Below are 26,201 nucleotides of genomic sequence, written 5' to 3' on the forward strand. Positions count from 1 at the left end.
TTGCTGTTAATCACGAATTATGTTTTATGGAGGTCTGCCTGATTTTTGCTCCGTCGTCTTAAAAAGGGAGTTAATGATGCATTTCCGCCATACCCTGCTTGCCGCTTCGTTACTGTTTACCTTTCATACTTTTGCTGCTCCGGCTGGCGATTTGCCGTTAATGCCGTGGCCACAGCAGGTTGAGCAACCCGCCAGCGGCGGCAAGCTGGTGCTGGATCGTCAGCTGACGCTGCAAATCAGCGGTGATTATCTGGCCGGTGCCGAACAGCGTTGGCGACAGCGCATTGCGCGCCAAACTGGCTGGGAGCTGGAACCGCAACCGGCGCAGGTCGCGAATCCGACCATCAGGATAATTATTGAGCAAGCGGTCGATCCACAACCGCTGCCGCACAGTGACGAAAGCTACCGGCTGGATGTGACGGAGCAGGGTGTGACTCTCAATGCTCACAGCCGCTTCGGCGCCATGAGAGGCATGGAGACGCTATTACAGCTGATTCAGAACGACAGCCAGAACAGCGCTATTCCACTGGTCAGCATCAGTGATAAACCGCGCTTTCCCTGGCGCGGCGTACTGATCGACTCGGCGCGTCACTTTATGCCGCTGGAGACCATTAAACGCCAGATTGACGGCATCGCCGCTGCGCGAATGAACGTATTTCACTGGCATCTGACTGACGATCAGGGCTGGCGCTTTGCCTCGAGCCACTATCCACAGCTACAGCAGCAAGCCAGCGATGGATTGTTTTACACTCAGGACCAGATGAAGAGTATCGTGCGCTACGCCACCGATCGCGGTATTCGCGTGGTGCCGGAGCTGGACCTGCCGGGGCATGCGTCAGCGATAGCCGTGGCGATGCCGGAGCTGATCGCTGCGCCTGGCCCTTACAGCATGGAACGCGGTTGGGGAGTGTTTAAACCGCTGCTGGACCCAACCCGCGACGAGGTTTATCGCTTTATCGATACGCTGGTGGGGGAGATGGCCGAAATTTTTCCTGATCCTTATTTGCATATTGGCGGTGATGAAGTGGATGCCAGCCAGTGGCAGGCGTCCGCTCAGATTCAGCAGTTTATGCAGCAGCACAATCTGAAAGATGAGCATGCTTTACAGGCCTGGTTTAATGCGCGGGTCGAGAAGATCCTCGAAAAACATCAGCGTCAGATGGTGGGCTGGGATGAAATTTATCATCCCGATCTGCCGCGATCTATTTTGATTCAGTCGTGGCAGGGGCAGGATGCGCTCGGTGCGGTGGCGAAGGACAATTTTCGCGGTATTTTATCCACCGGTTTCTATCTTGATCAGCCACAGCCAGCTGCTTATCACTATCGCAATGAAGTCTCTCCGCACGGGCTGGAGGGGGCCGATCGCCTACACGCCGATGAACATGCACAAAGCTGGCAATTCAGCATGCCACGGCTGAAAGGCAGTGCGGTCACCGGCAGTTTTACGCTGATCGATGGCGCTGATGGCTGGCGCGGTTTTATCGACTTTAGCGGCAAGTCGCGGCGTATGGTGCGCGATATCCACTGGTTGTCACCGAATCAGCTCAGTTTTAGCGTCGACAGCTGGATGGGCGAGGTGCAGCCGGTGGTCAGCTTAAGCGGAGAGCAGCTCAGCGGTTATCTGCGGGTCGGGAATGTGCGTTATCCGACCACTGGCAGCAAGCTGGCGCAGATTCCGACAGGGATTCAGCCGGTGGTGCCGGATGAGCAACAGCAGCAGGAAAACCTGATGGGGGGGGAGGCGGCGCTGTGGGCAGAAAATATCAATGCCAGCATACTGGATATCAAACTGTGGCCACGGGCATTTGCGGTGGCTGAACGGTTATGGTCGGCGAAAGACGTCACTGACGAAGCCAATATGTACCGACGGCTGGCGGCGGTCGATCGCTGGTCTGCGGTATCGGTTGGATTGCAGCAGCATGCCCAGACGCAAAGCCAGATGATGCGTCTGGCGAACAGCAGCGATATCGTGCCGCTACAGATTTTCAGTGAAGCGCTGGAACCGGCACAGTATTACACCCGTCAGCATCTGAAGTTCCAGGCCGGTAATTATCACCAGTTTGAGCCGCTTAATCGTCTGGCCGATGCGCTACCGGCGGAGAGCGATAAAGTGCGTCAGTTGGATCAACAGGTCGATGCGTTAATTGCCGATCGCGGCAACAGCCAGGCGGCGCAGGCGATTCGTCAGCAGCTGTTACGATGGCAGAGCAATATCCCGCAGGTGATGCCGCTGATCGAAAGTAACTATCAGCTGAAGGCGATGCAGCCGCTCGCCAGCCAGGTGGCACAAATCAGTGAGATGGGGATTGCGCTGGTAAATGCGTTTGAGAGCCATCGGGCATTTGGTGCCCATCAGGTGGCACAGATGCAGGCTACGCTGGATGAGGCGGCAAAAACGCAGGATGAAGTGGTTATTGCGCTGGTCTATCCGATTGAGAAATTATTACGCGCCAATTAAGCGTAGGGGAGCCGTTTTCGGCTCCCGTCATCTTTAACGACGCACGGCGATCGCTTCGATCTCAATCTTCACATCTTTTGGTAAACGCGCCACTTCAACACAGGAGCGCGCCGGGAAGCTGGCGTTATGCTCGCTGAAAAATGCTTCGTAAGTCGCATTCACGGTAGCGAAATCATTCAGATCTTTGACAAATACCGTGGTTTTGACGATATCGCCGACCTGCAAGCCAGCCGCCTCAACGATCGCTTTTACGTTTTCCAGCGACTGGCGTGCCTGCGCGGAGACCTCATCCGCCACTGCGCCGGTTTTCGGATCGACCGGAATCTGGCCTGAAGTGATGATCATGCTGCCCAGATCGACACCCTGGACATACGGGCCAATCGCAGCGGGTGCGTTTTCAGTACTGATTTCACGAGACATCGTTTCTCCTGTCATTTTTTGCTGATTGTCCGCCCATTATAGGCGGCACCAAAGTGATTACCAGTTCGCCAGCACCACGTGATGGGCAAACTCTTTTTCGCAATATTTGCACTTCAGGTGAACATCATCGTGGCGTTTTTTCACCGCAAAACTGGAGGTAACCGGCTCGCTGCGGCTGATACAGTTGCTGTTCGGGCAGGTCAGCACCCGCTCAATGCGATCCGGCAGCGTCGGGGCGATCTTGCCGACCACTTCATACTCATCAATTCGGTTCACCGTGGCGTGCGGCGCATAAACCGCCAGCTGATTGATCTGATCGTCGGTCAGAAAGGTATTTTCGATCTTGATCAGATCTTTGCGTCCCAGCTCGCCGGAAGGCAGGTTCAGGCCGATAGTAATACGTTGATCGGTTTCCGTCAGGCGAAACAGCGTTAACAATTTAAATCCGATCTGCGCCGGGATATGGTCGATGACCGTGCCGCGTTTAATTGCTTCAACCTGCAGTTTAGTATCCTGCGTCATAATTGTTTCCCCTTACAGAGTCAGTTCGCGATTCAGGACCAGCGCCAGCAGCGCCTGACGTGCATAAATGCCGTTGCCCGCCTGCTGGAAATACCAGGCATGAGGTGTGGCATCAACATCGGTGGTGATTTCATCAATGCGCGGCAGCGGGTGCAGCACCTTCATATTGTCGCGCGCACCGATCAGATCGGCCGCGCGCAGTACAAACTGTGCCTTCACATTGGCGTATTCCGACGGATCAAGACGCTCTTTCTGCACCCGCGTCATATACAGAATATCGACCTGCGGAATCACCTCTTCAATGGTGTCGTGGCGGCTCCAGGCAATGCCCTGCTCATCCAGCATATCGGTGATGTAGGCAGGCATGGCCAGCGCGTCCGGGGCGATAAAGAAGAAACGGTTCCCGTCGAATTTCGCCAGCGCCTGCGCCAGCGAGTGCACGGTGCGGCCATATTTCAGGTCACCGACCATCGCCACATTCAGGTTGCTGAGGCGGCTCTGGGTTTCCTGAATGGTAAACAGGTCGAGTAAGGTCTGGGTAGGATGCTGATTGGCACCGTCACCGGCATTCAGAATCGGCACGCCGCCGGAGAACTCGGTCGCCAGCCGCGCCGCGCCTTCCTGCGGATGACGCATCACAATGGCATCGACATAGGTGCCAATCACCGAAATGGTGTCGGCGAGGGTTTCGCCTTTCTTACCCAGCGAGGTGTTGCTGCCGTCGGCAAAGCCCACCACTGCCGCGCCTAAACGATGCATCGCCGTTTCAAAAGAGAGGCGCGTACGCGTAGAGGCTTCAAAAAAGCAGCTGGCAATCACATTGTGCTTCAGCAGTTCTGGCTGTGGCCGGGCTTTCAGGCTGGCGGCAGTGTTCAGCACCAGCTCCAGCTCAGCACGATTCAGATCGTTAATCGAAATAATATGTTTGTGATACAGCGGATTGGCCATCTTCACTCTCCTCTGGGCGTGCCGAAAAACGGACAAAAAAAAGCCCCTTCAATGAGGGGCTTTTTTTAAGATCGGGTATGCAACGGAAGGAAAAAGGTGCACCGCCTGCAAGCAGACGTGGTTGAGCGGTAATCTCAAAGGTGCTCAGATGCATACTTCCTCCCGGCAAAGTGTCGGGCATTATACTGAATCAAAATTTCGCATCAAGCGAAAATCGTCGTTGAAGTAACCGTTTGCCTGGCGATTGCTACGGCAGTTTTGCCAGCGTTGCCACCATCACGGCTTTGATGGTGTGCAGGCGGTTTTCAGCCTGGTCGAACACAATACTGTGGGCGGATTCAAATACTTCATCGGTGACTTCCATGCCGCCATGCAGGCCGTATTGCTCTGCCATCTGCTTACCAAGCGCGGTCTGATCGTCATGAAATGCCGGCAGACAGTGAAGGAACTTCACCTGTGGGTTGCCGGTTTGCTGCAACATCGCCATATTAACCTGGTAATTGCGCAGTAATGCGATACGCTCCTGCCACACCTCTTTTGGCTCGCCCATCGAAACCCAGACATCGGTGTAAATAAAGTCAGCTCCGTTAACGCCTTCGGCAATATCTTCCGTCAGGGTAATTTTACCGCCGGTTTTTTCTGCCGCCTGGCGACACTCAGCGACCAGCGCCTCCTCCGGCCAGCAGCCTTTCGGCGCCACCAGGCGCAGATCCAGCCCGACCAGCGCCGCCGCTTCCAGCATGGTATTACCCATATTATTGCGGGCGTCGCCAACATAGACAAAGGTCATCTCTCGCAGGGATTTCTGCGGCAGATGTTCCTGCATGGTCAGCAGATCGGCCAGCAGCTGGGTGGGATGGAACTCGTTGGTCAGGCCATTCCACACCGGCACTCCGGCGTATTCCGCCAGCGTCTGCACGATTTCCTGACCGTGACCGCGATACTGAATAGCGTGATACATGCGGCCCAGCACGCGGGCGGTATCTTTGATCGACTCTTTATGACCAATCTGGCTGCCGCTTGGGCCAAGATAAGTGACGTTAGCGCCCTGATCGAATGCGGCAACTTCGAAAGAGCATCGGGTACGAGTCGAGTCTTTTTCGAAGATGAGCGCGATATTTTTTCCTTTCAGATGCTGAACTTCTTCACCGTTTTTTTTATCACTTTTTAACGCTGAGGCCAGCGCCAGCAGGGCGTTGATTTCAGCGGGGGTAAAATCGAGCAGCCTGAGGAAATGGCGTTGATATAACTGACTCATACAGCACTCCGTGTGTCACTTTAATTGAATTTAAATTCAATTTAACCGTATGAATATGCATTTTCAAGCCTGACCAAAAGAAACTTTTCGTTTTGTGTAGTGGCGCGAACGGCGCTGTGGGAAAATAATCAAACTTACTGTCGAATATTTTGAGGAACAGGATCATGGCTTACGAAGAATTGCTGGAAGAGCAGCGCGAAGAAACGCGTCTGATTATCGAAGAACTGCTGGAAGATGGCAGCGATCCCGATGCGCTCTATGCCATTGAACATCATCTTTCCTGTAACAATTTCGACTCACTGGAAAAAGTGGCGGTGGATGCGTTCAAGCTGGGTTACGAGGTGAGTGAACCGGAAGAGCTGGATCTGGATGACGGCACTAAAGTGATGTGCTGCGACATTATCAGTGAAGGTGCGCTGAACGCTGAGCTGATTGATGCCCAGGTTGAGCAACTGGTTATCCTTGCGGCGAAGTACAACGTGGATTACGACGGCTGGGGCACCTACTTTGAAGATCCTGATGCTCAGGATGACGAAGGCGAAGAGGGTGAAGAGGGTGAAGTCGACGAAGACGATACTGGCGTTCGCCACTAATTTGGGTGCAGACCATTAACCTGGGCGGCGAAAACGCCGCCCCTGAACTTAATCTGGCGTAATGAACTATTCTGAACTGCTTGCTCCAATCCACCGCTTCTTACACTGCACGACGCCGCAAGCCTGGATTGATGAGGCGCGCAAAGCCGAAAATCTGCCAATCCTGCTGACCGACCACCTGGTGTGTGAGCTGAAAGCGGCACAAACCGCCATCTGGCTAATCCGTAAGTATGTCGCCGACAAAGAGAGCGGTGATGCGCTGCTGGCGTGGCTCAAACCTTACGAAAACTTCGTCCATAGCGAAAACTACGATCTGCACTTTTTAGATGCGCATAAAAGCCTGTCGAAAAGCGTGATAACCCGTGGCGATCTGCCGTATGCCGATGAGCTGGTGGAAAAGATGGTGCTGCTGATTAAAGAAGAGCTACACCATTTTTATCAGGTACTGGAAATTATGCAGTCGCGCAATATTCCGTATATTAAAATCACCGCCAGCCGTTATGCCAAAGGGCTACTGCGTGAGGTCACCACTCATGAGCCGGATACGCTGGTGGATAAACTGATCTGCGGGGCGTATATCGAAGCGCGTTCCTGCGAGCGTTTTGCCAGCCTGGCGCCTTACCTGGATGAGGAGCTGGAGAAATTCTATCTGTCGCTGCTGCGTTCAGAGGCGCGCCATTATCAGGATTATCTGGCGCTGGCGGCCCGAATCTCGCCGACAGATATCAGCGCGCGGGTCAGAAAGATTGGTGAAACCGAAGCGAAACTGATTCAGCAGCCCGACAGCGAGCTGCGTTTTCACAGTGGCGTTCCGCAGGGGACGCCACTGTAAGGGCGTCGTTTTCGACGCCCGCGTCAATGCGGCGGGATTTCTGCGTTACAAATCCCGCAGCATCGTCACTTCACAATCCACATGCCCGGTACATCCCATCGGACCGTCGATATGGCGAAAACCTAACTGTTCATACAGTTTGATTGCGCGCGTCAGCGACGCGGTAGTTTCCAGATAGCAGCGTTGAAAGCCGCGTTCACGGGCAAATTCCATCGCCTGTAGTGCCAGCGTACGCGCCAGACCTAACCCGCGCACGCCGGGTAAAAAATACATCTTCTGTAGTTCGCAGATATCGGGTTCACTGCACAGCAGCGGTGCGACACCGCCGCCGCCGACCACTTTGCCATCAAGCTCGACAACCCAGTATGCGCTGTTGGCTTCACTGTAGAGTTCAAATAAGCGATCCAGATTTGGATCGGATACCGTATAGCCTTTATCAGCCGTCAGACCAAATTCGGCGGATACCTCGCGGATGACCTGAGCAATCAGCGGGTTATCTGTTGGCATAATGGGGCGTACCCGAACGTCAGCCTGAGTTGCGGTTGTCATACTGCTCACTCGATAATAATTTTGCAAAAGAGGAGTGTTTTAATAACACCGCTGGCGGGTGGATGCAATGCTGTTGCGCTTATCTGTGCGCTGGTCAGTACCCGTCAGCGCGAGATTTCTGATAAGAATGTCTATTGTCGTCGATGACACACCCGGTTTAAATAAGCGGATCAATAATCATGCTGAACGCTGCATTTGGCGTATTTAATGGATAATTAATTTTCAGGAAGAAAATTTATGGCAATCGATCTTGCTGTTCCGCAAAAACATGCGGTGCTTTTTCATGGTAACTGTACGGAATACCTCGCGCTGTGGCTGAGTAATCTGGCGTTGACGATTCTGACGCTGGGAATCTATTCCGCCTGGGCAACCGTCCGTCGTCGGCGTTATTTTTATCAAAATACCGAAATTGATGGCAACCGCTTTACTTACCATGGCCGCCCGCTGGATATTCTGCAAGGGCGTATTATTGTCATTGCCGCGCTGAGTACACTGTTTATTCTGTCAGCGGCGATGCCGGATTTTGTCGTCATCTTTATACTGGCATTTCTGGCGCTGATGCCGTGGCTGATTATTAATCGCTGGCGCTACAAAGCGCTGATGAGCCGCTTTCGAGGCCAGCAATTTAACTATCATTGCCGCCCAGCGCGTGCTTACTGGAGCCTGTATCTCTGCCCGCTTTTACTGTTTATCGCGTGGTATCTGGTGGTGAGCATCGTCGGGCTGGCGGCGATTGATTGCGAAAGCCTTACCCGTTCACTGGTATTGGCTGGCTTAGCGCTGGTGATGTTTATTATTGGGCTGGCGGTGGTGAAGGGGATGGTTACCACTCTGTACTACAGTCTGTATATCAATAATATGGCTTTCGCTAACAGGCGCTTTAAGGCCGTTCTGGTTAAGCGTGTTTTTATCAAAATGGTACTCATTAGTTTTTTAATTATCTTTCCATTTATTATTGCTGCCGGATTAATGATTGATTCGCTATTTTTAACCTTATTTTACGCCATGCTGTTTGCCGGAGACTGGCAGATGATCCTTGCGCTGATGGTGGGAAATATTACCCATCTGACTATGATATTGATGGTATTGCTGGTCGGCAGCCGAATTTCCACCGCCTGGCTGTCGGTGGCGCAGCGCAATGATATTTTTAATAAAACCCGGCTGGGCGAGAATATCCAACTGAAATCAACCGCACGCCCGCTGGCGTTTATTGGCCTGATGCTGACTAACAGTCTGATTATTATTATTACCTTCGGTGTTGGTACGCCACTGGCTGAAATTCGCCTGGCGCGCTATCTGGCGCAAACCACCTTACTGGAGGGCGATCTGGCGTTGCTGAATGTCGGGAGTTAAACCGGGAAGGGGAACTCAGCAGCGTGGCCGGGCGAACCCGGCCACGCTGGTACAGATTACAGCGCGGCGATAACCGCCTGCTGTTCAATCAGTTTCACTTTAGCCTGCTCGCACTCTTCCATGCGCTCACGCTCTTTCGCCACTACCGCTTCCGGCGCGCGCGAGACAAAACCTTCGTTGGAGAGTTTACCGGCGATACGGTCAATCTCCACTTCCAGCTTGGTCACTTCTTTCGCCAGACGATCCAGCTCAGCAGCTTTATCCACCAGGCCAGCCATTGGAATCAGCAGCTCAGCACCGTCGATCAGTTTGGTGACCGATACCGGGCCTTTGTCATCGGCAGGCAGCAGGGTGATGCTCTCCAGGCGCGCCAGCGTCTGCAGGAAGCTGCGGTTGTCGGTAACGCGACGCTGGGCTTCAGCATTGGCACCACGCAGCAGAACCGGCAACGGCTTGCCCGGTGCGATATTCATCTCAGCACGGATATTACGTACTGCGACAATTGCCAGCTTCAGCCACTCGGTGTCGGCCAGCGCGGCTGCATCCACTTTCTCAACGTCAAACGCCGGCATCGGTTGCAGCATAATGGTGTCGTCGCTGATGTTTTTCAGCACTTTCACCCGCTGCCAAATGGTCTCGGTGATAAACGGAATAATCGGATGCGCCAGGCGCAGCAGCGACTCGAGCACTTCAATCAGCGTATGGCGCGTACCGCGCAGTTCCGCTTCAGAACCGCCGTTCATAACTGGCTTGGTCAGCTCCAGATACCAGTCACAGAACTGGTTCCAGGTGAATTCGTACAGAATGTTGGCAGCAATATCAAAGCGATAGCTATCCAGCGCTTCACGATACGCTTTCACCGTCTGGTTGAATTCTGCCAGAATCCAGCGATCGGCCAGTGACAGCACCATTTCGCCACCGTTCTGACCGCAATCCTGGTCTTCGGTGTTCATCAGCACAAAGCGGCTGGCGTTCCACAGCTTGTTACAGAAGTTGCGATAACCTTCCAGGCGTTTCATATCCCAGTTGATATCGCGACCGGTCGAAGCCAGTGCAGCCAGCGTAAAGCGCAGTGCGTCGGTGCCGTGTGGTTCGATGCCGTTCGGGAACTGTTTTTCAGTACGCTTACGGATCTTCTCGGCCATCTGCGGCTGCATCATATTGCCGGTACGTTTTTCCAGCAGCGCTTCCAGCGAAATACCGTCAACCATATCCAGCGGATCGATGACGTTACCTTTCGACTTGGACATCTTCTGCCCTTCGTCGTCGCGGATCAGGCCGGTCATATACACGGTTTTAAACGGTACCTGCGGCTTGCCGTTTTCATCTTTCATAAAGTGCATGGTCAGCATGATCATGCGCGCAATCCAGAAGAAAATGATGTCGAAGCCACTGACCATAACGCTGGTCGGGTGGAAGGTACGCAGCGCTTCGGTGTTTTCTGGCCAGCCGAGAGTTGAGAAAGTCCACAGGCCGGAAGAGAACCAGGTATCCAGTACGTCTTCATCCTGTTTCAGGGCGATTTCTGCACCGAGATTGTTTTCCGCGCGCACTTCTTCTTCGCTGCGGCCAACATAGACGTTACCGGCTTCGTCGTACCAGGCCGGGATACGGTGACCCCACCACAGCTGACGTGAAATACACCAGTCCTGGATATCACGCATCCACGAGAAGTACATGTTTTCGTACTGCTTCGGCACGAACTGGATATCACCTTGCTCAACCGCTTCTACCGCTACTTTCGCCAGCGGCGCGGTGCGCACGTACCATTGATCGGTCAGCATCGGTTCAATCACTACGCCGCCACGGTCGCCGTAAGGCACCGTCAGATCGTGCGGTTTGATCTCTTCCAGCAGGCCGAGTGCGTCGACTGCGGCAACAATCGCTTTACGCGCGGCAAAACGCTCCAGTTTCTGGAACTCAGCCGGGATTGCGCCGTCATAGACGTCAGACTCTTCGCCATTAGTATCGTAAACCTGAGCGCTCTCACGGATATCACCGTCAAAGGTCAGAATATTGATCATGGGCAGCTTGTGACGACGACCGACTTCATAGTCGTTGAAATCGTGCGCCGGGGTGATTTTCACGCAGCCGGTGCCTTTTTCCATATCGGCGTGTTCATCACCAACTACCGGAATACGGCGATTCACCAGCGGCAGTACCACAAATTTGCCAATCAGATCTTTATAGCGCGGATCTTCCGGGTTAACCGCCACGCCGGTATCACCCAGCACGGTTTCCGGACGGGTGGTCGCAACCACCAGGTAATCTTTGCCATCAGCGGTTTTCACGCCGTCAGCCAGCGGATAACGCACGTGCCACATCGACCCTTTGGACTCGCGGTTTTCCACTTCCAGATCGGAAATGGCGGTGCGCAGTTTCGGGTCCCAGTTGACCAGGCGTTTGCCGCGATAAATCAGATTCTCTTTATGCAGGCGAACAAACACTTCTTTCACCGCATTGGACAGGCCTTCATCCATGGTGAAGCGCTCGCGCTCCCAGTCCACGGAGTTACCCAGACGACGCATCTGACGGGTAATGGTGCCACCGGATTCAGCTTTCCACTGCCAAATTTTGTCGATAAACGCATCGCGACCGTAATCCTGACGCGTTTTACCTTCTTCAGCGGCGATCTTGCGCTCAACCACCATCTGGGTCGCAATACCGGCGTGATCGGTACCGGCCTGCCACAGGGTATTTTTACCCTGCATACGCTGGTAACGGATCATGGTATCCATGATGGTTTGCTGGAAAGCGTGACCCATATGCAAGCTACCGGTGACGTTCGGCGGCGGGATCATGATGCAGAAGCTTTCCTGGCTGGTATCGCCATTCGGTTTAAAGTAGCCCTGCTTTTCCCAGTGCTCGTAAAGCGGCTGTTCGATATCTTGCGGGTTATATGTCTTTTCCATTTCTGCTATGTCGTTCTGGGCAAAGGCGGCGTTGCCGTATTCAAGTGGAATCCGACGCTGCGATAAGCTTTATAGCGGTCGCGCGCCAGCTGTTTGAGAGATTCTTCGTAAGGTACGAAGTCTATCACTTCATGGAAAGCAGTGGCAAAATCTGCAAACTGCGGCAGCAGGCTGATCAACAGATCGCGTGGCGCATTGCCACGACGCTGTGGCCAGGCCAGCTCAACCGGTGCGCCATATTTCGGGCCTTCACCAGCCAGGTTGTGTGGAACAAAGGCGCTGGCCGGACGCTGCCATAAGGCTTCATCCAGTTTAATCGCCTGCTGTTCAGATTCGCAGGCAATCAGCACACGCTTCCCCGCGCGCCAGCGCGCCTCCGCCAGTTCACACACCAGCGCTTCAAGTGCGCTGAGTCCGTCAACCGGGGTATCGGTTTCCAGCAGATAGAAGGTTGCGTTTTTCATTTGTGATGCCTGTTATTGAAACGGGCGGCGAAAACGCCGCCCCGACGGGAGATGATACGCGATTAATCGTCGCCGTTTAAGCCCGCACGATTTAACAGGAACTGCGACAGCAGCGCGACCGGACGACCGGTAGCCCCTTTAGCTTTACCTGAACGCCATGCGGTACCGGCGATATCAAGATGTGCCCAGTTGTATTTACGCGCATAGCGCGCAAGGAAGCTGGCTGCGGTAATCGCACCACCCGGACGGCCACCAATGTTGGCCATATCGGCGAAGTTCGACTCCAGCTGATCCTGATACTCATCGGCCATTGGCAGACGCCACGCGCGGTCACCGGCCTGCTCTGACGCGCCAATCAACTCATGCGCCAGCGGATTATGGTTCGACATCAGCCCGCTGATATGGTGGCCCAGCGCAATCACGCAGGCACCGGTCAGGGTGGCAATATCGATAACCACGTCCGGATCGAAACGTTCGACGTAGGTCAGGGTATCACAAAGCACCAGACGACCTTCGGCATCGGTGTTCAGTACTTCCACCGTCTGGCCGGACATCGTCGTCAGCACGTCGCCCGGACGGAAGGCGCGGCCACCCGGCATATTTTCACACCCGGCCAGCACGCCGACCACGTTCAGCGGCAGATTCAGTTCGGCCACCATGCGCATCACGCCATAGACCGACGCGGCACCACACATGTCGTACTTCATCTCGTCCATCGAGTCAGCGGGTTTGATCGAGATACCGCCGGAGTCGAAGGTCAGGCCTTTACCGACCAGCACAATCGGCTTGCTGTCCGGATCCGGATTGCCTTTGTACTCAATTACCGACATCAGCGACTCATTTTGTGAGCCCTGGCCGACGGCCAGATAGGCATTCATGCCCAGCTCTTTCATCTGCTGTTCGCCGATAACGCGAGTGGTAATATTTTTGCTGTAGTTGTCGGCCAACTGACGCGCCTGTGACGCCAGATACGCGGCGTTACAAATATTTGGCGGCATATTACTGAGATCTTTCGCCGCTTTCACGCCGGCGGCGACCGCCAGACCATGCTGAATGGCACGCTCACCGCTGGTCAGTTCACGGCGCGTTGGCACATTAAACACCATTTTACGCAGCGGACGACGCGGTTCGACTTTGTTACTTTTCAGCTGATCGAAGCTGTACAGCGACTCTTTCGAGGTCTCTACCGCCTGGCGTACTTTCCAGTAGGTATTACGGCCTTTAACGTGCAGCTCGGTGAGGAAACACACTGCTTCCATCGAGCCGGTATCATTCAGGGTATTGATGGTTTTCTGGATCACCTGCTTATACTGGCGCTCATCAAGTTCGCGCTCTTTACCGCAGCCAATCAATAGAATACGCTCAGACAGGATGTTCGGCACATGATGCAGAAGCAGAGTCTGGCCTACTTTTCCTTCCAGTTCGCCACGGCGCAGCAGGGCGCTAATGTAGCCATCGCTGATTTTATCCAGCTGTTCAGCAATCGGTGACAGCCGACGCGGTTCAAAGACGCCAACGACAATACAGGCACTGCGCTGTTTTTCCGGGCTACCGCTTTTTACACTGAACTCCATGCACTCTCCTGAATCTTAAAGACAACGGCGTCTGCTACGGCTAGAATGTAGCGCTTTCGTAACGCATAAAACCGTTGCGTATCGACGTTTAGTAAACGGACGTCAGATTGAGTTTCGATGACAATCGTGGTTTTTTGTGTCATCTAAACGCTTGTGTCATACAATATTAGCTATGACGACTGCCATTGATGAGAAAAAATGGCGAACAAGCGATGAAACTATCGATTTTCCTGCAAAAAGACAAGTTTTCACAGGCGTACTAAGCGTGATCATCATTAGATATCTGGTTCGGGAAACGCTCAAAAGCCAGCTGGCAATCCTCTTTATCCTGCTGCTGATCTTCTTTTGTCAGAAGTTAGTCAAGATTCTGGGTGCCGCGGTAGATGGCGAAATTCCGACAAATTTAGTTCTGACATTGTTAGGCCTCGGCGTGCCGGAAATGGCACAACTTATCCTGCCGTTGAGCCTGTTTCTTGCCATCTTAATGACGCTGGGCCGGTTATACACCGAAAGCGAAATTACGGTGATGCACGCCTGCGGCTTAAGTAAAGCCGTGCTGGTCAAAGCCGCGATGATTTTGATGCTGTTTACCTCCGTGGTGGCAACGATCAACGTCGTCTGGCTCGGGCCCTGGTCGGCGCGTTATCAAAATGAAGTGACGCAAAACGCCAAGGCTAACCCTGGCGCGGCAGCGCTGGCCGCCGGACAGTTCCAGCAGTCCAGCGATGGTAACTCGGTGCTGTTTATTGAGAACGTGAAAGGCAATGCCTTTGGCAATGTGTTCCTGGCACAGCTGCGCCCAAGCGGCAACGCGCGTCCCTCGGTGGTGCTGGCTGACAGCGGCCATATGGAGCAGCGTCGTGACGGTTCTCAGGTGGTGACGCTGGACCGCGGCACCCGCTTCGAAGGCACCGCGTTACTGCGTGATTTCCGCATTACTGATTTCGAGAATTATCAGGCGGTAGTCGGTTACAAAGCGGCAGTGATTGATCCTAACGACTCGGCGCAGTCCAGCTTTTCTAATCTGCTGAAATCTGACAACCCGGAGTTCCGCAGCGAGCTGCACTGGCGTCTGACGATGGTGTTTGCGGTGCTGGCGATGGCGCTGATGGTGGTGCCGCTCAGCGTGGTGAATCCACGTCAGGGCCGGGTACTGTCGATGCTGCCGGCAATGCTGCTGTATCTGATCTTCTTCCTGCTGCAAAGCTCGTTACGGTCAAACGGCGCGAAAGGGCGTCTCGACCCGGCGATTTGGATGTGGATGGTCAACCTGCTGTATCTGGCATTAGCCATTGCACTTAACTTGTGGGACACGGTACCGATGCGTCGGATTCGTGCACGCTTTAACAAGGGAGGTAGCGTGTAATGTTTGGCGTACTCGACAGATATATCGGTAAAACCATCTTTAACACCATCATGATGACGCTGTTCATGCTGGTGTCGCTCTCCGGCATTATAAAGTTTGTCGATCAGCTGCGCAGAACGGGCCAGGGCGATTACACCGCGCTCGGTGCGGGTCTGTTCACCATCCTTAGCGTGCCAAAAGATATTGGGATCTTCTTCCCGATGGCGGCGCTGTTGGGCGCACTGCTTGGTCTTGGTACGCTGGCGCAGCGTAGCGAACTGGTGGTGATGCAGGCATCGGGCTTTACCCGGTTGCAGATTGCGCTGTCGGTGATGAAAACGGCGATTCCGCTGGTTATCCTGACGATGGTGATTGGTGAATTTGTTGCGCCGCAAGGCGAGCAGATGGCGCGTAACTATCGTGCGCAGCAGCAGCTGGGCGGTTCACTGCTGTCGACCAAAAACGGCTTGTGGGCTAAAGACGGTAACAACTTTGTCTACATCCAGCGGCTGAAAGACAATAACGATCTCGGCGGTATCAGTATCTACAGCTTTAACGATCAGCGGCGTTTACAGAGCGTGCGCTATGCCGCCTCTGCAACCTATGATCACGACAATAAAGTGTGGAAGCTGTCGCAGGTGGATGAGTCGAACCTGACCAATCCGTTGCAGGTAACGGGCAGCCAGACCGTCAGCGGTGAATGGCGAACCAGCCTGACCCCGGATAAGCTCGGTGTGGTCGCACTGGACCCGGACGCATTGTCGATTACCGGCCTGTATGACTACACCAAATACCTGAGGCAGAGTGGTCAGGAAGCCGGACGTTACGAGCTGAATATGTGGAGTAAAATCTTCCAGCCGTTATCAGTGGCGGTGATGATGCTGATGGCGCTGTCGTTTATCTTTGGCCCACTGCGCAGCGTGTCGATGGGTATGCGCGTGGTCACCGGTATCAGCTTTGGCTTCCTGTTCTATGTGCTGGACCAGATCTTCGGCCCGCTCAGTCTGGTATATAACATTCCACCTTTCCTCGGTGCAGTACTACCCAGCGCGGCGTTCTTCGCTATCAGCATGTTTATGCTGCTGAAACGCCGGTAACACCGTTAAACGTACGGGCGACATTCTCGCCGCCCGTACGTTGGCTACCCGATTAACGGCAGCACTGCCGGTATCTGCGACAGCAGATAGAGAATCAGCCCAATAGTCCCGCCAACCAGCGTGCCGTTAATGCGGATAAACTGCAGGTCTTTACCGATATTCACTTCAATCTGATGCGACATATCGCGTGCATCCCAGCTTTTCACCGTATCGCTAATATGGCGGGTAAGAAACGCGGCGAAATCCGGTGCAACGGTGCTGGCGGCGTCTTCCATATGCTGATTCAGCGAGGCGCGCAGGCTGGCATCATTCAGCAGCGTTTCGCTAAACCACTGCGCGGCAGCGGTAATTTTTGCCTGTACCGCCGAATCATCACTGTTCAGATCCTGTTTCAGCCAGCCGCGTAAATCGCCCCACAGTTCAGCAATATAATTATTCAGCGCCTCATCTTCTTTAAGATAAGCCTTGATACTCTCAGCGCGCTGTTTCATCTCCGGATCGTGCTTCAGCTTCTCAATCAGCCGCTCTACCGCGCGGTTAAAACCCTGCCGCAGCTCGTGACCGCGATCCTGACCGATATCATCAAGAATCGAATTCACCGCGTTCGACACCAGATCGGCACTGTGTTCACCCAGCCACTCGGTCGGCAGCATTTTGGCTTTAATCGGATGTTCGCGCTTCAGCCAGCGCACCAGCTGCAGGGCGATAAAATCACGGGTACCGGGCTTATTAATCAGCTTCAGCAGTTGCTCAATCGCCGCATCGAGCAGCTCCTGATGGCGATTATTTTTGGTCAGGCTGTCCAGCAGCATGGCGCTGGACTGGGTAAGATCGACCTTATCGATCGCTTTATGCACCGCACGGCGTATAAAGCGCTGAATGCGCGCATCGTCGGTCATATCAAGAAAGCCGCGCATCAGCTGCATCAGATGACGGCCAAGCCGCTCGGCATTCGCTGGCGCACTCAGCCAGTTGGCAATAATCTGCGCCGGATCGTGCCGACGGATCAGCGCCAGCAGCGACTGGGTATCCAGAAACTTCTCCTGCACAAAGCGGCCCAGATTGTCACCGATACGATCTTTATTGCGCGGAATAATCGCCGTATGGCGCGAAATAAACGGCACCGGCACCCGGCGAAACAGCGCCACCACCGCAAACCAGTCGGCCAGCGCGCCAACCATCGCCGCTTCGGCGATCGCTTTAATCCCGCTGACCCAGAAGCCCGGCGGGAAAAACAGCGTGGTGACAAACACCCCGGCCGCGATACACAGCAGCAGCAGGGCGATGCGCTTCACTCTCTTTAATTCAGTCTCTTTATCCATAACCTTCGCTTAGCGCTTGCGGCCTCCCATAATACTGCCCAACACACCGCGGATAATTTGATTGGTAATCTGACGGGTGGCGCTCTTCGCCATAGTCTGCACCACGCCATCGCGCTTACCGCCACGCGGGCCGGTAGTGCCGAACAGAATATCTTTCAGCCCACCGAGAATTCCGCCATCCACACCGGCGGACTGGCCTTTAGCCTGAGGAGCCTGCTGCTGCTCACTGGCCGCCTGCACGCCTTTTTGCAGCATCTCATAGGCGGATTCACGATCGACGGCTTCGTCATACTTGCCCGACAGCGGCGAGTGATTAATCAGCCCGTTACGCTCATCGGCGCTCACCGGCCCCATCCGTGAGCACGGCGCAATCACCATCGCACGCTCCACAACCGACGGGCTGCCTTTCTCATCAAGAAATGAAATCAGCGCTTCGCCAGTCCCCAGCTCCTGAATCGCCGTCACGGTATCGAAGGCCGGATTGGCGCGCATGGTTTGCGCAGCGGCTTTTACTGCTTTCTGATCGCGTGGCGTAAAGGCGCGCAGCGCATGCTGAATGCGGTTACCCAGCTGGCCGAGCACCACATCCGGAATATCCGACGGGTTCTGCGAAACAAACCAGACGCCGACGCCTTTCGAGCGAATCAGACGGATCACCTGTTCAATCTTATCCAGCAGCACCTGCGGCGCATCGTTAAACAGCAAATGCGCTTCATCAAAGAAAAACACCAGCTTTGGCTTATCGACATCACCGGCTTCCGGCAGCTGCTCATACAGTTCCGACAGCATCCACAGTAGGGTAGTGGCGTACAGTTTCGGCATCTGATACAGCTTTTCCGCCGACAGAATATTAATCACGCCTTTTCCGTTGGCATCGGTGCGCATCCAGTCTTTGATATCCAGCATGGGCTCGCCAAAAAAGTACTCAGCACCTTGCTGCTCCAGCGACAGCAGCCCGCGCTGAATCGCACCGACCGAGGCGCTATTAATATTGCCGTACTGCGTCTGGAAAGATTTGGCGTTATCACCGATATACTGCGTCATGGCGCGCAGATCTTTAAAATCGAGCAGCAGCAATCCCTGATCGTCGGCGATGCGGAAAATAATTTGCAGCACGCCCGACTGCACCTCATTCAGATTCAACAAACGTGCCAGCAGCAGCGGGCCAAGATCCGATACCGTCGCGCGCACCGGATGGCCTTTTTCGCCAAAAATATCCCACAGCACCGCAGGATTCGCCTGGGGTTGCCAGTCGTTAACGCCGATAGCTGCCAGCCGCGCCAACAGCTTCTCAGACGCGACGCCCTCGGCGGCAATACCGGTCAGATCACCTTTGACATCCGCCATAAACACCGGCACGCCGATATTTGAAAACGACTCCGCCAGCTTCTGCAACGTCACGGTCTTACCGGTGCCGGTCGCGCCGGTTATCAGGCCGTGGCGGTTTGCCATATTCGACAGCAGATGCAGCTGAGTTTCTTGAGTGCGGGCAATCAACAGGGGTGTGCTCATAGTGGCGGCTCCATTAGCGGGCATGACTATTCAGTGAAAACTTCACGACATCGGCATTGCTGGTGAAATTCATTATTTTCATCATGCGCGACTTACCAATAAGTATCGGCTAAATATCAGGTTAGCGCACATCAGGCGCATCCTTTGCCAACGTGAAGGGGAAGGGGAGAGACAGGGCGGAATGGCTCCCGCCCAAAAGTGGCTTACGCGATAAAGTTTTTGCCCTGCTTCAGCACCACATCACAGGCTTTGGTTTTCACCTTCTTGCCCATTTCGGTCTCGCCGAGGCTCTTCAGATTCAGCTGCTGGCCATTGCCGGTATTTAACAGACCTGCCAGACCCTGCTGATAATCAGTTTGCTGAGTTTTTTGCGTCTGGGTAGTCAGACCCAGCTTATCCAACACCTGCTCTTTAACCGAGGCAACATTGTTATCCACCACGTTATTCTTCACGCAGTATTCAAGAATACCGGCAGCATTGGTCATATTATTGGCGCTCACTGCCTTATCGCCGCCGTTCAGCAGGCCAGCCAGTGAGGAAAGCGACAAACCGCCCTGTGAAGCACTGCTGGTGGTGGTGCCGCTATTCTGCTGACCAAGCTGCGTTGCCGCGCTGTGCAGCTGATCCTGCCAGCTGGCTGCTGCGGCGCTGCCGACCACCAGTGCAGATGAGAGACTTGCCGCCAGCAACACCCGCTGAGTAAACTTCTTCATTGGAAACTCCTGTTTTTTGAAGCGTAAAAACCGTTTTACGTCTGACATCAGTTACTTTCGGACTTTAACCGGCTGCAGAAGTTCCGGCGAGAGCATTTGAGCGGTGATAAAAGCGGCTGCATAAGTGATTGCCTGTATAAGTTTAAAAGCCTGAAAAATACGGCTGTTGGGGCTGCGGCGCTGTTTTTTTCAGCACTCAGATCGCAACCCGGAGGATTAAGGTTGCGCGGATCTGGGGTAACGGTATAATCCCCAACGTTTTCCGCGTACCTCTTCGTGCCGAAGTGGCGAAATCGGTAGACGCAGTTGATTCAAAATCAACCATCGAAAGATGTGCCGGTTCGAGTCCGGCCTTCGGCACCAAAAAGGTATGAAAAATTAAAGTCGCTTATGGGCGGCTTTTTTGTGCCTGAAATTCAGTCTCCGCAAGGCTTTGCCCCGCTTTTCATCCAACCTAAGTTGACCTGATTCAATCTACATCAATTTACTGATGTGGGGATAACTGCGGGTATATCCCGGTTCGATTATGATTGTACCCACACAGAATCCTTGTGAGGATACTCATCATGGCTCTGAGTGATGTGAAGGTTCGTTCGGCTAAGCATGAAGCAAAAGCCTATAAACTTAATGATGGTGACGGCATGGTATTGCTGGTTCACCCCAACGGCTCTAAATATTGGCGGCTGCGTTATCGCTTCGGTGGTAAAGAGAAGATGTTGGCGTTGGGGAAGTATCCTGAAGTTTCGTTAGCTGATGCTCGATCGCGGCGAGACGAAGCGCGTAAGCTTTTAGCTAACGGCGTCGATCCCAGTGAAAACAAGAAAGCGGTTAAGGTAGAACAGGAGCAAGAGGCGATAACGTTTGAAGTGGTTGCCAGAGACTGGCACGCCAGCAATCAGAAGTGGTCTCCATCGCATAGTGCTCGTGTATTGAAAAGCCTCGAAGATAATCTCTTTGCTGCTATCGGTAAGCGGAACATTGCTGAATTGAAGACGCGGGATCTGCTTGTCCTCATCAAAGCGTTGGAGTCGTCCGTGCGTCTTGAAGTCGCCGCCCATTTACAGCAGCGAACTACCGCGATTGTGCGCTTTGCCGTTCAGAGCGGCTTAATCGACTACAACCCCGCGCAAGAGATTGCTGGTGCGGTTGCTACGGCGAAAAGACAGCATCGTGCAGCTCTTGAACTGAACCGAATACCTGAATTACTTCACCGCATCGATAACTATTCTGGCAGACCGTTAACCCGATTGGTTGTCGAACTCACGTTGTTAGTTTTCATCCGTTCAAGCGAGCTGCGTTTTGCCCGCTGGTCAGAAGTGGATTTTGAAACGGCCATGTGGACGATCCCCGGTGAGCGTGAAGCGCTGGACGGTGTTAAACATTCTCAGCGTGGTTCAAAGATGCGGACGCCCCATCTTGTTCCCTTATCGCGTCAGGCCTTAGCTATTCTGGAAAAGATCAAAAGCATGAATGGGAATCGAGAGCTGATCTTTGTTGGTGATCATGATCCTCGTAAGCCGATGAGTGAAAACACGGTTAACAAATCGCTACGAGTCATGGGCTACGATACGAAAGTTGAAGTCTGCGGGCATGGTTTTAGGACGATGGCATGTAGTTCATTGATTGAGTCGGGGTTGTGGTCGAAGGATGCGGTAGAACGGCAGATGAGTCACCAGGAACGTAACTCTGTGCGGGCGGCTTATATTCATAAGGCCGAGCTCTTGGGGGAGCGCAGGCTGATGGTGCAGTGGTGGGCGGATTATCTGGATGCGAATCGTGAGAAGGGAGTTAGTCCGTTTGATTTTGCTAAATTGAATTGAGACTGACTTTCATATTGTTAGGGGGCATTTGGTAAGCATTTTTGCCCAATTGTTCTCTAGATTACAAACGCATTTGATTCATTATTGATCGTTGTCCCTGATATCTTTTTATGAGCTAACATTTGCCAACTACTAACTGTCTGTAAGGGCTATAAAAATAAAAACCGAGAAAGCAGGAACATCTCGTAGGAAACTGCATTGTGAGAAGCACCACTTGGTGAAATAAATTGCTCTCGAGAGATTTGAGCGGAGCCTGTTACCAGACTCCGCTTATCCGAAAGTACAGGTAGTATGTGACTAAAAAACCGATTTTAGGACGTTCCGGTTATGTAGAGCCATAGATATTACACTATACCCGACTGCGATTAAGGCAATAAGGGCAGACCCAGTTCTGCTAGGTACTGGTTATGTCGCTCCTTAATTGAAATGATCTTACCTTCGACCGCTAACAGGTCGGCATGTGAAGCGGTAAGATCTATTTCCTTCTCATCCTCAGCAGTACTAATGTAACGTGATACGTTCAAGTTGAACTCATGCTTCTCGATCTCTTCCATATCTACACGCCGCGAGTAACGTGGCTCTTCCTTACGGAATTGATAAGTGGTGATGATCTTGTCGATATGCTCATCTAATAGCTGGTTCTGACGCTTTCCTGGAGAGAAGTGCTCAGCTGCATTGATAAATAATACATCGTCAGGTTTTTTACACTTCTTTAACACCAGGATGCACACTGGGATACCGGTAGAGAAAAACAGATTAGCTGGTAATCCGATGACTGTGTCGATATGACCATCCTTAAGTAGCTTAGTGCGGATTCGTGCCTCGGCACCGCCACGGAACAATACGCCGTGAGGTAGGATAATCGCCATCACGCCGTCTTGTTTCAGGAAATGGAATCCATGCAGCAGGAAGGCGAAATCTGCCGCCGACTTAGGTGAAAGACCGTGGTTTTTGAATCGTGTGTCCTCGCCCAGCGCTTCACTCGGATCCCATCGGTAGCTAAATGGTGGGTTTGCCACCACTGCATCAAACTTCGGCATCTTGCCCGGATTGGTCTCACGCAGAATGTCCCAGTCGTTAAGCAAAGTATCGCCGTGGAAAATCTCAAACTCCGAATCCTTCACACCGTGTAGTAGCATGTTCATGCGCGCAAGGTTGTAGGTGGTGATGTTTTTTTCCTGACCGAAAATTTTATTGATCCCATGCTGACCCATTCGATGGCGCACATTTAGCAACAAAGAGCCAGAGCCGCAGGCAAAATCAAATACACTGTCAAGATGTTGGCGCTTGCCTGTGGCGGGTTCCTGCCCATCTAACGTGACGATTGCCGACAAAATGCTGGAAATTTGCTGAGGCGTGTAGAATTCACCAGCCTTCTTGCCTGAATCGGCTGCAAATTGGCCAATTAGATATTCATAGGCATCACCCAGGGTATCGCTGTCGGTGGAAAACTCGCGCAGTTCTTTAGCGATTTCGGCAATAACTTTGCACAATAAAGTATTACGCTCGATGTAGGTTTTGCCAAGTTTTTCTGAGGCTAGGTTAATCTCAGAAAATAATCCTCGGAATGTACTTGCGAAAGACTCTTCCTCAATATACTTAAACCCCTCCTGTAATGTGCTGAGTAATGTGGCATCTTGTATTCGTGCCATCTCAGCAATATTACCCCACAAGTAATCAGGTTTGATCACATAATGCACTTTACGGCGCATCTGTTGCTCAAACTCGGAGACATCTTCTAGGTTACTTTCGTACCAGCGTTGCAATGGTGTGAAAGTTGAATCCTCATTTTGCTGTGGGTAGTCTGACCCTAGCTCTTTTTGTGCGGCAGCCTCGTAGTTGTCCGACAAATAACGCAGGAACAAGAAAGCCAGCATATAGTCGCGAAAGTCGTCCGCATTCATTGCACCACGTAGTTTATTCGCAATAGCCCAAAGGGTTTTACCAAGTTTTTGCTTTTCAATATCTGTCATGTTATTTCCTGCTCTTTCTTTTCTAGAGCGACTTTTTGTGAAGTGATTTGCAAATTTCCATCAACTGATGCGCCTAAAATCTCCGGGAGAGCGAATTGAAATTCGGCTACAAAGTCTCTAAGAATTCGGCGAAACAATTCTTTTGTATCCTCACCCATTTGGGTTGGTTCATGTATGGCGTATTTACCATGGCTAAGAAGATTGAGTGCTCTATTATAGAGTATTCTGTCATCCTCATTATTAAGTGTCTTAAGGCAAAAAGAGATATTAGAGTGGCCGAAAAAAGAGGCTGTTTTCTCCATGATGCTACGCATCGCATTGAAGTGAAAAGTGTAGAGAGTACCTGAAGTGTGGAAAGCTGCACGCTGTAGTTCAGCAAGAGAAGCAACATGATGAAAAAAAGGCGTATCTTCTGTCGCACGCAATGTATATACTTCGCCGCCATTGGGACGGTGAAGGAAATAACGTTTGTGGGTCACTTTAGGCTCTCCCTCCTTTGATCTGCCAATCTCATTGCACATCACGTTGAAGAAAAGAGCGTGATGGGAAGAAAAGATAATCTTAATTGGGGCAGACTCACCATTGCTGCCTTTCCTATTAGCTGCGCGGCGGAGAAGCTTGGCAAGATCGCAGGCAATGGCTACTGCGTTATTGTCGTCAAGGGACGAAATAGGATCATCTATATAAAGGTATTTCACCCATTGGTAGGATTCATGTCCATCAAGCATACGTTCGCAAATAGCCATGAAAAGACACCAGACAAAAATATTTTGTTCACCCCTTGATATCTTGATGTTTTCTTCGTCACCTTTTCGAAAAGCTACCTGCCAATTTCCATAATCAATATCAAAATCAAAGTCGGCGTAATGGCTGACAAAACCAGCGATTGCTTCATCTAAAGCAAGCTCATCCATTGCTTTGAAGAACTTGGATTTATTGTTAAGCTGCAGATAGCGTACACTATCGCCATCCAAATCGTTTTCCCACGTAAATAGATCTTCCGTAAAGGCATTAAAATATAGAGTATCTGCTTTTCTCTCAGGATTTTTCTTGGATTTCCGTTTTCCGGCATTCTTGAATTCCATAGAAAGCCGAGTTTTTCCGGTCCGGTTATAAGCATATATTAGGATTATGGTAGCCGGGCTCTTAATTATATTTTTCTGAGAAACGGTTTCCTTTTGATTCAGATCATCACGTAACCGGGTCACTACATTACGAAGGCTTTTGTAGGTTCGAATGCCACTCATATACTCACCTCAGCGAACTTAGGGAAGAGTTTTTGCATCAAGCCTTTCTTCCATGTCTTTAGAAGATAAACTTTGTGGCTTTGAGCCGCGATCAGGTCGTCAACGGAAGATAAACAATCGGCGATTTTCTGTTGTTCTTCTTGATCTTTGTCTTGGGGAATGACACATGGAACCTTCTCAAGACTCTCTATAGAAAGTCCTGGTTGGGCTTGTCCAGTGGCATAAGTATTCAAATTTAGGAATTTTAGGCAATAATAAAGCCAATCTGTACTTACTCCAGGTTTAGGCGTCGTTACAACTGCATGCTCGGTTGCATAAAAATTGCCATCAACAAGATTGACGTTCCCACATAAGGCACCTTGGCGGCCAATAAGTGAATACCTTCCTGACCGATTAAACTTCTTGGCATAACCACGTAGACCGTTACCACCATAGCAAGGGTAAAGGCCATCTGAAAATTCTTCTGAAAGATCGGCTGCAGCGATGAATTTCCCGGCTTGCATATGGCAAAGGTCGCCAAGCAATACCTGTCGCCACTCAGGATCTTTCTGAAACTTAGGAAACCGCAACCGTGCTATGGATTCGCCTTTGCGAGGAAAAAGCTGCTGCATCAAGCCATTTTTGTGAGTGTTGAGTCTATCCAGTTTGAGGGATTCGTTTGTAATAAGTTCATCAAGGGAAGACAAGCAGTCAGCGATCTTTTGTTGCTCTGCAAGGGATAGAGAACCACTAGGTAACGGTATTGGTATCGCCCTTATATCATCATCATTAACTTGTAGTGAGCCGTGAGCGCGAGCACCGATTGCGATACGATTTCTCAGCCAATTTCCATGCAGATTATTAAAAAAAAGTGCATCCAAAAAAGCAGGAATAACTAGCTTTTTATTTACGCGAAAACACGTAAATATGCTGTTCGGTACAGCAGCCCGTTCATCGCCGAGATAACAGGCAATAAAACCTTGCGGATATGCTTTTGTAGCACTTTTATTGTATGCGAAGTCATTCTTCTGCAGGATAATATAGTTTTTCAGAGAATTACCCGCAATGGTGCGACCAAGTTTCTCTTCCTGGCTAATAAGGCCAACCCCAGATGTAATTGTATAAGGCGTGCAGATAGTAGTACCAGCCCTTTCAGTTACAAATTGAGAGATTTCACCTAGTTCGATTGTGAACCATTCCCCCGCATTCCGAAATTCAGGAAATCTCAACTGTGGCACTAGTGGATATTTTTGGTTTCCAGTCATACTACTTCTTCCTGTAGTACCATAAATAGACAGCGTGCGTTTTCA

At 52.1% G+C, this 26,201-nt stretch carries 21 protein-coding genes and 1 tRNA gene; 8 read left to right on the plus strand and 14 right to left on the minus strand.

Features of this window, described 5'->3' with window-relative positions; all coding sequences use genetic code 11:
- Window positions 1-76: 76 nt before the first annotated feature.
- Window positions 77-2,458, plus strand: coding sequence for a beta-N-acetylhexosaminidase (locus RIN69_RS02705; protein ID WP_313857567.1), 2,382 nt, complete (start codon window positions 77-79; stop codon window positions 2,456-2,458).
- A gap of 33 nt (window positions 2,459-2,491) precedes the next feature.
- On the opposite strand, the gene ridA is transcribed toward RIN69_RS02705, so the two are convergent.
- The 4 genes from ridA to argF form a co-directional block, all read right to left on the minus strand.
- The gene (ridA, locus tag RIN69_RS02710) at window positions 2,492-2,878 is read right to left on the minus strand and encodes a 2-iminobutanoate/2-iminopropanoate deaminase (RefSeq protein ID WP_313855390.1); all 387 of its coding nucleotides are present in this window, start codon (window positions 2,876-2,878) and stop codon (window positions 2,492-2,494) included.
- A 57-nt stretch (window positions 2,879-2,935) separates the two neighbouring features.
- Window positions 2,936-3,400, minus strand: coding sequence for an aspartate carbamoyltransferase regulatory subunit (pyrI, locus tag RIN69_RS02715; protein WP_313855391.1), 465 nt, complete (start codon window positions 3,398-3,400; stop codon window positions 2,936-2,938).
- A gap of 12 nt (window positions 3,401-3,412) precedes the next feature.
- Window positions 3,413-4,348, minus strand: a complete 936-nt coding sequence (gene pyrB / locus RIN69_RS02720; protein ID WP_313855392.1) for an aspartate carbamoyltransferase — start codon at window positions 4,346-4,348, stop codon at window positions 3,413-3,415.
- Window positions 4,349-4,595: 247 nt separating this feature from the next.
- A complete protein-coding gene (gene argF, locus RIN69_RS02725) occupies window positions 4,596-5,606 on the minus strand; it encodes an ornithine carbamoyltransferase (protein ID WP_313855393.1) in 1,011 nt (336 codons plus the stop codon).
- Between the two features lie 164 nt (window positions 5,607-5,770).
- Between argF and rraB the strand changes: the two genes are divergently transcribed.
- Window positions 5,771-6,199 carry a ribonuclease E inhibitor RraB gene (gene rraB, locus RIN69_RS02730; protein ID WP_313855394.1) on the plus strand — a complete coding sequence of 143 codons (429 nt, stop codon included), beginning with the start codon at window positions 5,771-5,773 and terminating at the stop codon, window positions 6,197-6,199.
- A 61-nt stretch (window positions 6,200-6,260) separates the two neighbouring features.
- Window positions 6,261-7,031, plus strand: a complete 771-nt coding sequence (gene miaE / locus RIN69_RS02735; RefSeq protein WP_313855395.1) for a tRNA isopentenyl-2-thiomethyl-A-37 hydroxylase MiaE — start codon at window positions 6,261-6,263, stop codon at window positions 7,029-7,031.
- A gap of 45 nt (window positions 7,032-7,076) precedes the next feature.
- On the opposite strand, the gene RIN69_RS02740 is transcribed toward miaE, so the two are convergent.
- A complete protein-coding gene (locus RIN69_RS02740) occupies window positions 7,077-7,580 on the minus strand; it encodes a GNAT family N-acetyltransferase (RefSeq protein ID WP_313855396.1) in 504 nt (167 codons plus the stop codon).
- A gap of 237 nt (window positions 7,581-7,817) precedes the next feature.
- Between RIN69_RS02740 and RIN69_RS02745 the strand changes: the two genes are divergently transcribed.
- Window positions 7,818-8,933: a YjgN family protein gene (locus RIN69_RS02745; RefSeq protein ID WP_313855397.1), complete on the plus strand. Its 1,116-nt coding sequence runs from the start codon at window positions 7,818-7,820 to the stop codon at window positions 8,931-8,933.
- Window positions 8,934-8,989: 56 nt separating this feature from the next.
- On the opposite strand, the gene RIN69_RS02750 is transcribed toward RIN69_RS02745, so the two are convergent.
- The 3 genes from RIN69_RS02750 to pepA form a co-directional block, all read right to left on the minus strand.
- Window positions 8,990-11,845 carry a valine--tRNA ligase gene (locus RIN69_RS02750; protein WP_313855398.1) on the minus strand — a complete coding sequence of 952 codons (2,856 nt, stop codon included), beginning with the start codon at window positions 11,843-11,845 and terminating at the stop codon, window positions 8,990-8,992.
- Between the two features lie 5 nt (window positions 11,846-11,850).
- A complete protein-coding gene (locus tag RIN69_RS02755; RefSeq protein ID WP_313855400.1) occupies window positions 11,851-12,309 on the minus strand; it encodes a DNA polymerase III subunit chi in 459 nt (152 codons plus the stop codon).
- Window positions 12,310-12,371: 62 nt separating this feature from the next.
- Window positions 12,372-13,883, minus strand: coding sequence for a leucyl aminopeptidase (pepA, locus tag RIN69_RS02760; RefSeq protein ID WP_052898331.1), 1,512 nt, complete (start codon window positions 13,881-13,883; stop codon window positions 12,372-12,374).
- 265 nt (window positions 13,884-14,148) lie between these two features.
- Here pepA and lptF point away from each other — a divergent pair, with 265 nt between their 5' ends.
- Both lptF and lptG read left to right on the plus strand, forming a co-directional pair.
- The gene (gene lptF / locus RIN69_RS02765) at window positions 14,149-15,249 is read left to right on the plus strand and encodes an LPS export ABC transporter permease LptF (protein ID WP_313855401.1); all 1,101 of its coding nucleotides are present in this window, start codon (window positions 14,149-14,151) and stop codon (window positions 15,247-15,249) included.
- A complete protein-coding gene (gene lptG, locus RIN69_RS02770) occupies window positions 15,249-16,325 on the plus strand; it encodes an LPS export ABC transporter permease LptG (protein WP_313855403.1) in 1,077 nt (358 codons plus the stop codon). The genes lptF and lptG overlap by 1 nt, the downstream gene beginning before the upstream one ends.
- 44 nt (window positions 16,326-16,369) lie before the next feature.
- Here the strand turns inward: lptG and RIN69_RS02775 are convergent, their stop codons facing one another.
- The 3 genes from RIN69_RS02775 to RIN69_RS02785 all read right to left on the minus strand — a co-directional run bounded on the left by RIN69_RS02775 (window position 16,370) and on the right by RIN69_RS02785 (window position 19,872).
- Complete coding sequence (locus tag RIN69_RS02775; protein ID WP_313855406.1) at window positions 16,370-17,647, minus strand: DUF445 domain-containing protein; 1,278 nt, start codon at window positions 17,645-17,647, stop codon at window positions 16,370-16,372.
- Window positions 17,648-17,656: 9 nt separating this feature from the next.
- A complete protein-coding gene (locus RIN69_RS02780; RefSeq protein ID WP_313855408.1) occupies window positions 17,657-19,159 on the minus strand; it encodes a helicase HerA-like C-terminal domain-containing protein in 1,503 nt (500 codons plus the stop codon).
- Between the two features lie 203 nt (window positions 19,160-19,362).
- The gene (locus RIN69_RS02785; RefSeq protein ID WP_313855409.1) at window positions 19,363-19,872 is read right to left on the minus strand and encodes a DUF2501 domain-containing protein; all 510 of its coding nucleotides are present in this window, start codon (window positions 19,870-19,872) and stop codon (window positions 19,363-19,365) included.
- A gap of 278 nt (window positions 19,873-20,150) precedes the next feature.
- Here RIN69_RS02785 and RIN69_RS02790 point away from each other — a divergent pair.
- Window positions 20,151-20,235, plus strand: a tRNA-Leu gene (locus tag RIN69_RS02790).
- 203 nt (window positions 20,236-20,438) lie between these two features.
- Window positions 20,439-21,692, plus strand: coding sequence for a tyrosine-type recombinase/integrase (locus RIN69_RS02795; protein ID WP_313855410.1), 1,254 nt, complete (start codon window positions 20,439-20,441; stop codon window positions 21,690-21,692).
- A gap of 365 nt (window positions 21,693-22,057) precedes the next feature.
- Here RIN69_RS02795 and RIN69_RS02800 read toward each other — a convergent pair whose 3' ends face one another.
- Genes RIN69_RS02800 through RIN69_RS02810 form a run of 3 tightly spaced genes read right to left on the minus strand, consistent with a single transcriptional unit; the run spans window position 22,058 to window position 26,156 of the window.
- Window positions 22,058-23,665, minus strand: a complete 1,608-nt coding sequence (locus tag RIN69_RS02800) for a type I restriction-modification system subunit M (protein ID WP_313855411.1) — start codon at window positions 23,663-23,665, stop codon at window positions 22,058-22,060.
- Window positions 23,662-24,912: an ATP-binding protein gene (locus RIN69_RS02805; RefSeq protein ID WP_148654723.1), complete on the minus strand. Its 1,251-nt coding sequence runs from the start codon at window positions 24,910-24,912 to the stop codon at window positions 23,662-23,664. The genes RIN69_RS02800 and RIN69_RS02805 overlap by 4 nt, the downstream gene beginning before the upstream one ends.
- Entirely contained in the window at window positions 24,909-26,156 is a 1,248-nt protein-coding gene (locus RIN69_RS02810; RefSeq protein ID WP_061498095.1) for a restriction endonuclease subunit S, read from the minus strand. Before RIN69_RS02810 ends, RIN69_RS02805 begins: the two co-directional genes overlap by 4 nt.
- Window positions 26,157-26,201: the final 45 nt, after the last annotated feature.

The organism is Winslowiella toletana, assembly GCF_032164335.1.
GTDB lineage: Bacteria > Pseudomonadota > Gammaproteobacteria > Enterobacterales > Enterobacteriaceae > Erwinia > Erwinia toletana_A.

Coding starts and splice junctions, on each gene's coding strand:
- RIN69_RS02745 (WP_313855397.1), top strand. CDS start 7,818: ATGGCAATCGATCTTGCTGTTCCGCAAAAACATGCGGTGCTTTTTCAT.
- rraB (WP_313855394.1), top strand. CDS start 5,771: ATGGCTTACGAAGAATTGCTGGAAGAGCAGCGCGAAGAAACGCGTCTG.
- lptG (WP_313855403.1), top strand. CDS start 15,249: ATGTTTGGCGTACTCGACAGATATATCGGTAAAACCATCTTTAACACC.
- RIN69_RS02740 (WP_313855396.1), bottom strand. CDS start 7,580: ATGACAACCGCAACTCAGGCTGACGTTCGGGTACGCCCCATTATGCCA.
- RIN69_RS02795 (WP_313855410.1), top strand. CDS start 20,439: ATGGCTCTGAGTGATGTGAAGGTTCGTTCGGCTAAGCATGAAGCAAAA.
- RIN69_RS02810 (WP_061498095.1), bottom strand. CDS start 26,156: ATGACTGGAAACCAAAAATATCCACTAGTGCCACAGTTGAGATTTCCT.
- RIN69_RS02780 (WP_313855408.1), bottom strand. CDS start 19,159: ATGAGCACACCCCTGTTGATTGCCCGCACTCAAGAAACTCAGCTGCAT.
- RIN69_RS02750 (WP_313855398.1), bottom strand. CDS start 11,845: ATGGAAAAGACATATAACCCGCAAGATATCGAACAGCCGCTTTACGAG.
- RIN69_RS02800 (WP_313855411.1), bottom strand. CDS start 23,665: ATGACAGATATTGAAAAGCAAAAACTTGGTAAAACCCTTTGGGCTATT.
- pepA (WP_052898331.1), bottom strand. CDS start 13,883: ATGGAGTTCAGTGTAAAAAGCGGTAGCCCGGAAAAACAGCGCAGTGCC.
- ridA (WP_313855390.1), bottom strand. CDS start 2,878: ATGTCTCGTGAAATCAGTACTGAAAACGCACCCGCTGCGATTGGCCCG.
- argF (WP_313855393.1), bottom strand. CDS start 5,606: ATGAGTCAGTTATATCAACGCCATTTCCTCAGGCTGCTCGATTTTACC.
- miaE (WP_313855395.1), top strand. CDS start 6,261: ATGAACTATTCTGAACTGCTTGCTCCAATCCACCGCTTCTTACACTGC.
- RIN69_RS02755 (WP_313855400.1), bottom strand. CDS start 12,309: ATGAAAAACGCAACCTTCTATCTGCTGGAAACCGATACCCCGGTTGAC.
- RIN69_RS02705 (WP_313857567.1), top strand. CDS start 77: ATGCATTTCCGCCATACCCTGCTTGCCGCTTCGTTACTGTTTACCTTT.
- RIN69_RS02785 (WP_313855409.1), bottom strand. CDS start 19,872: ATGAAGAAGTTTACTCAGCGGGTGTTGCTGGCGGCAAGTCTCTCATCT.
- RIN69_RS02805 (WP_148654723.1), bottom strand. CDS start 24,912: ATGAGTGGCATTCGAACCTACAAAAGCCTTCGTAATGTAGTGACCCGG.
- RIN69_RS02775 (WP_313855406.1), bottom strand. CDS start 17,647: ATGGATAAAGAGACTGAATTAAAGAGAGTGAAGCGCATCGCCCTGCTG.
- pyrI (WP_313855391.1), bottom strand. CDS start 3,400: ATGACGCAGGATACTAAACTGCAGGTTGAAGCAATTAAACGCGGCACG.
- pyrB (WP_313855392.1), bottom strand. CDS start 4,348: ATGGCCAATCCGCTGTATCACAAACATATTATTTCGATTAACGATCTG.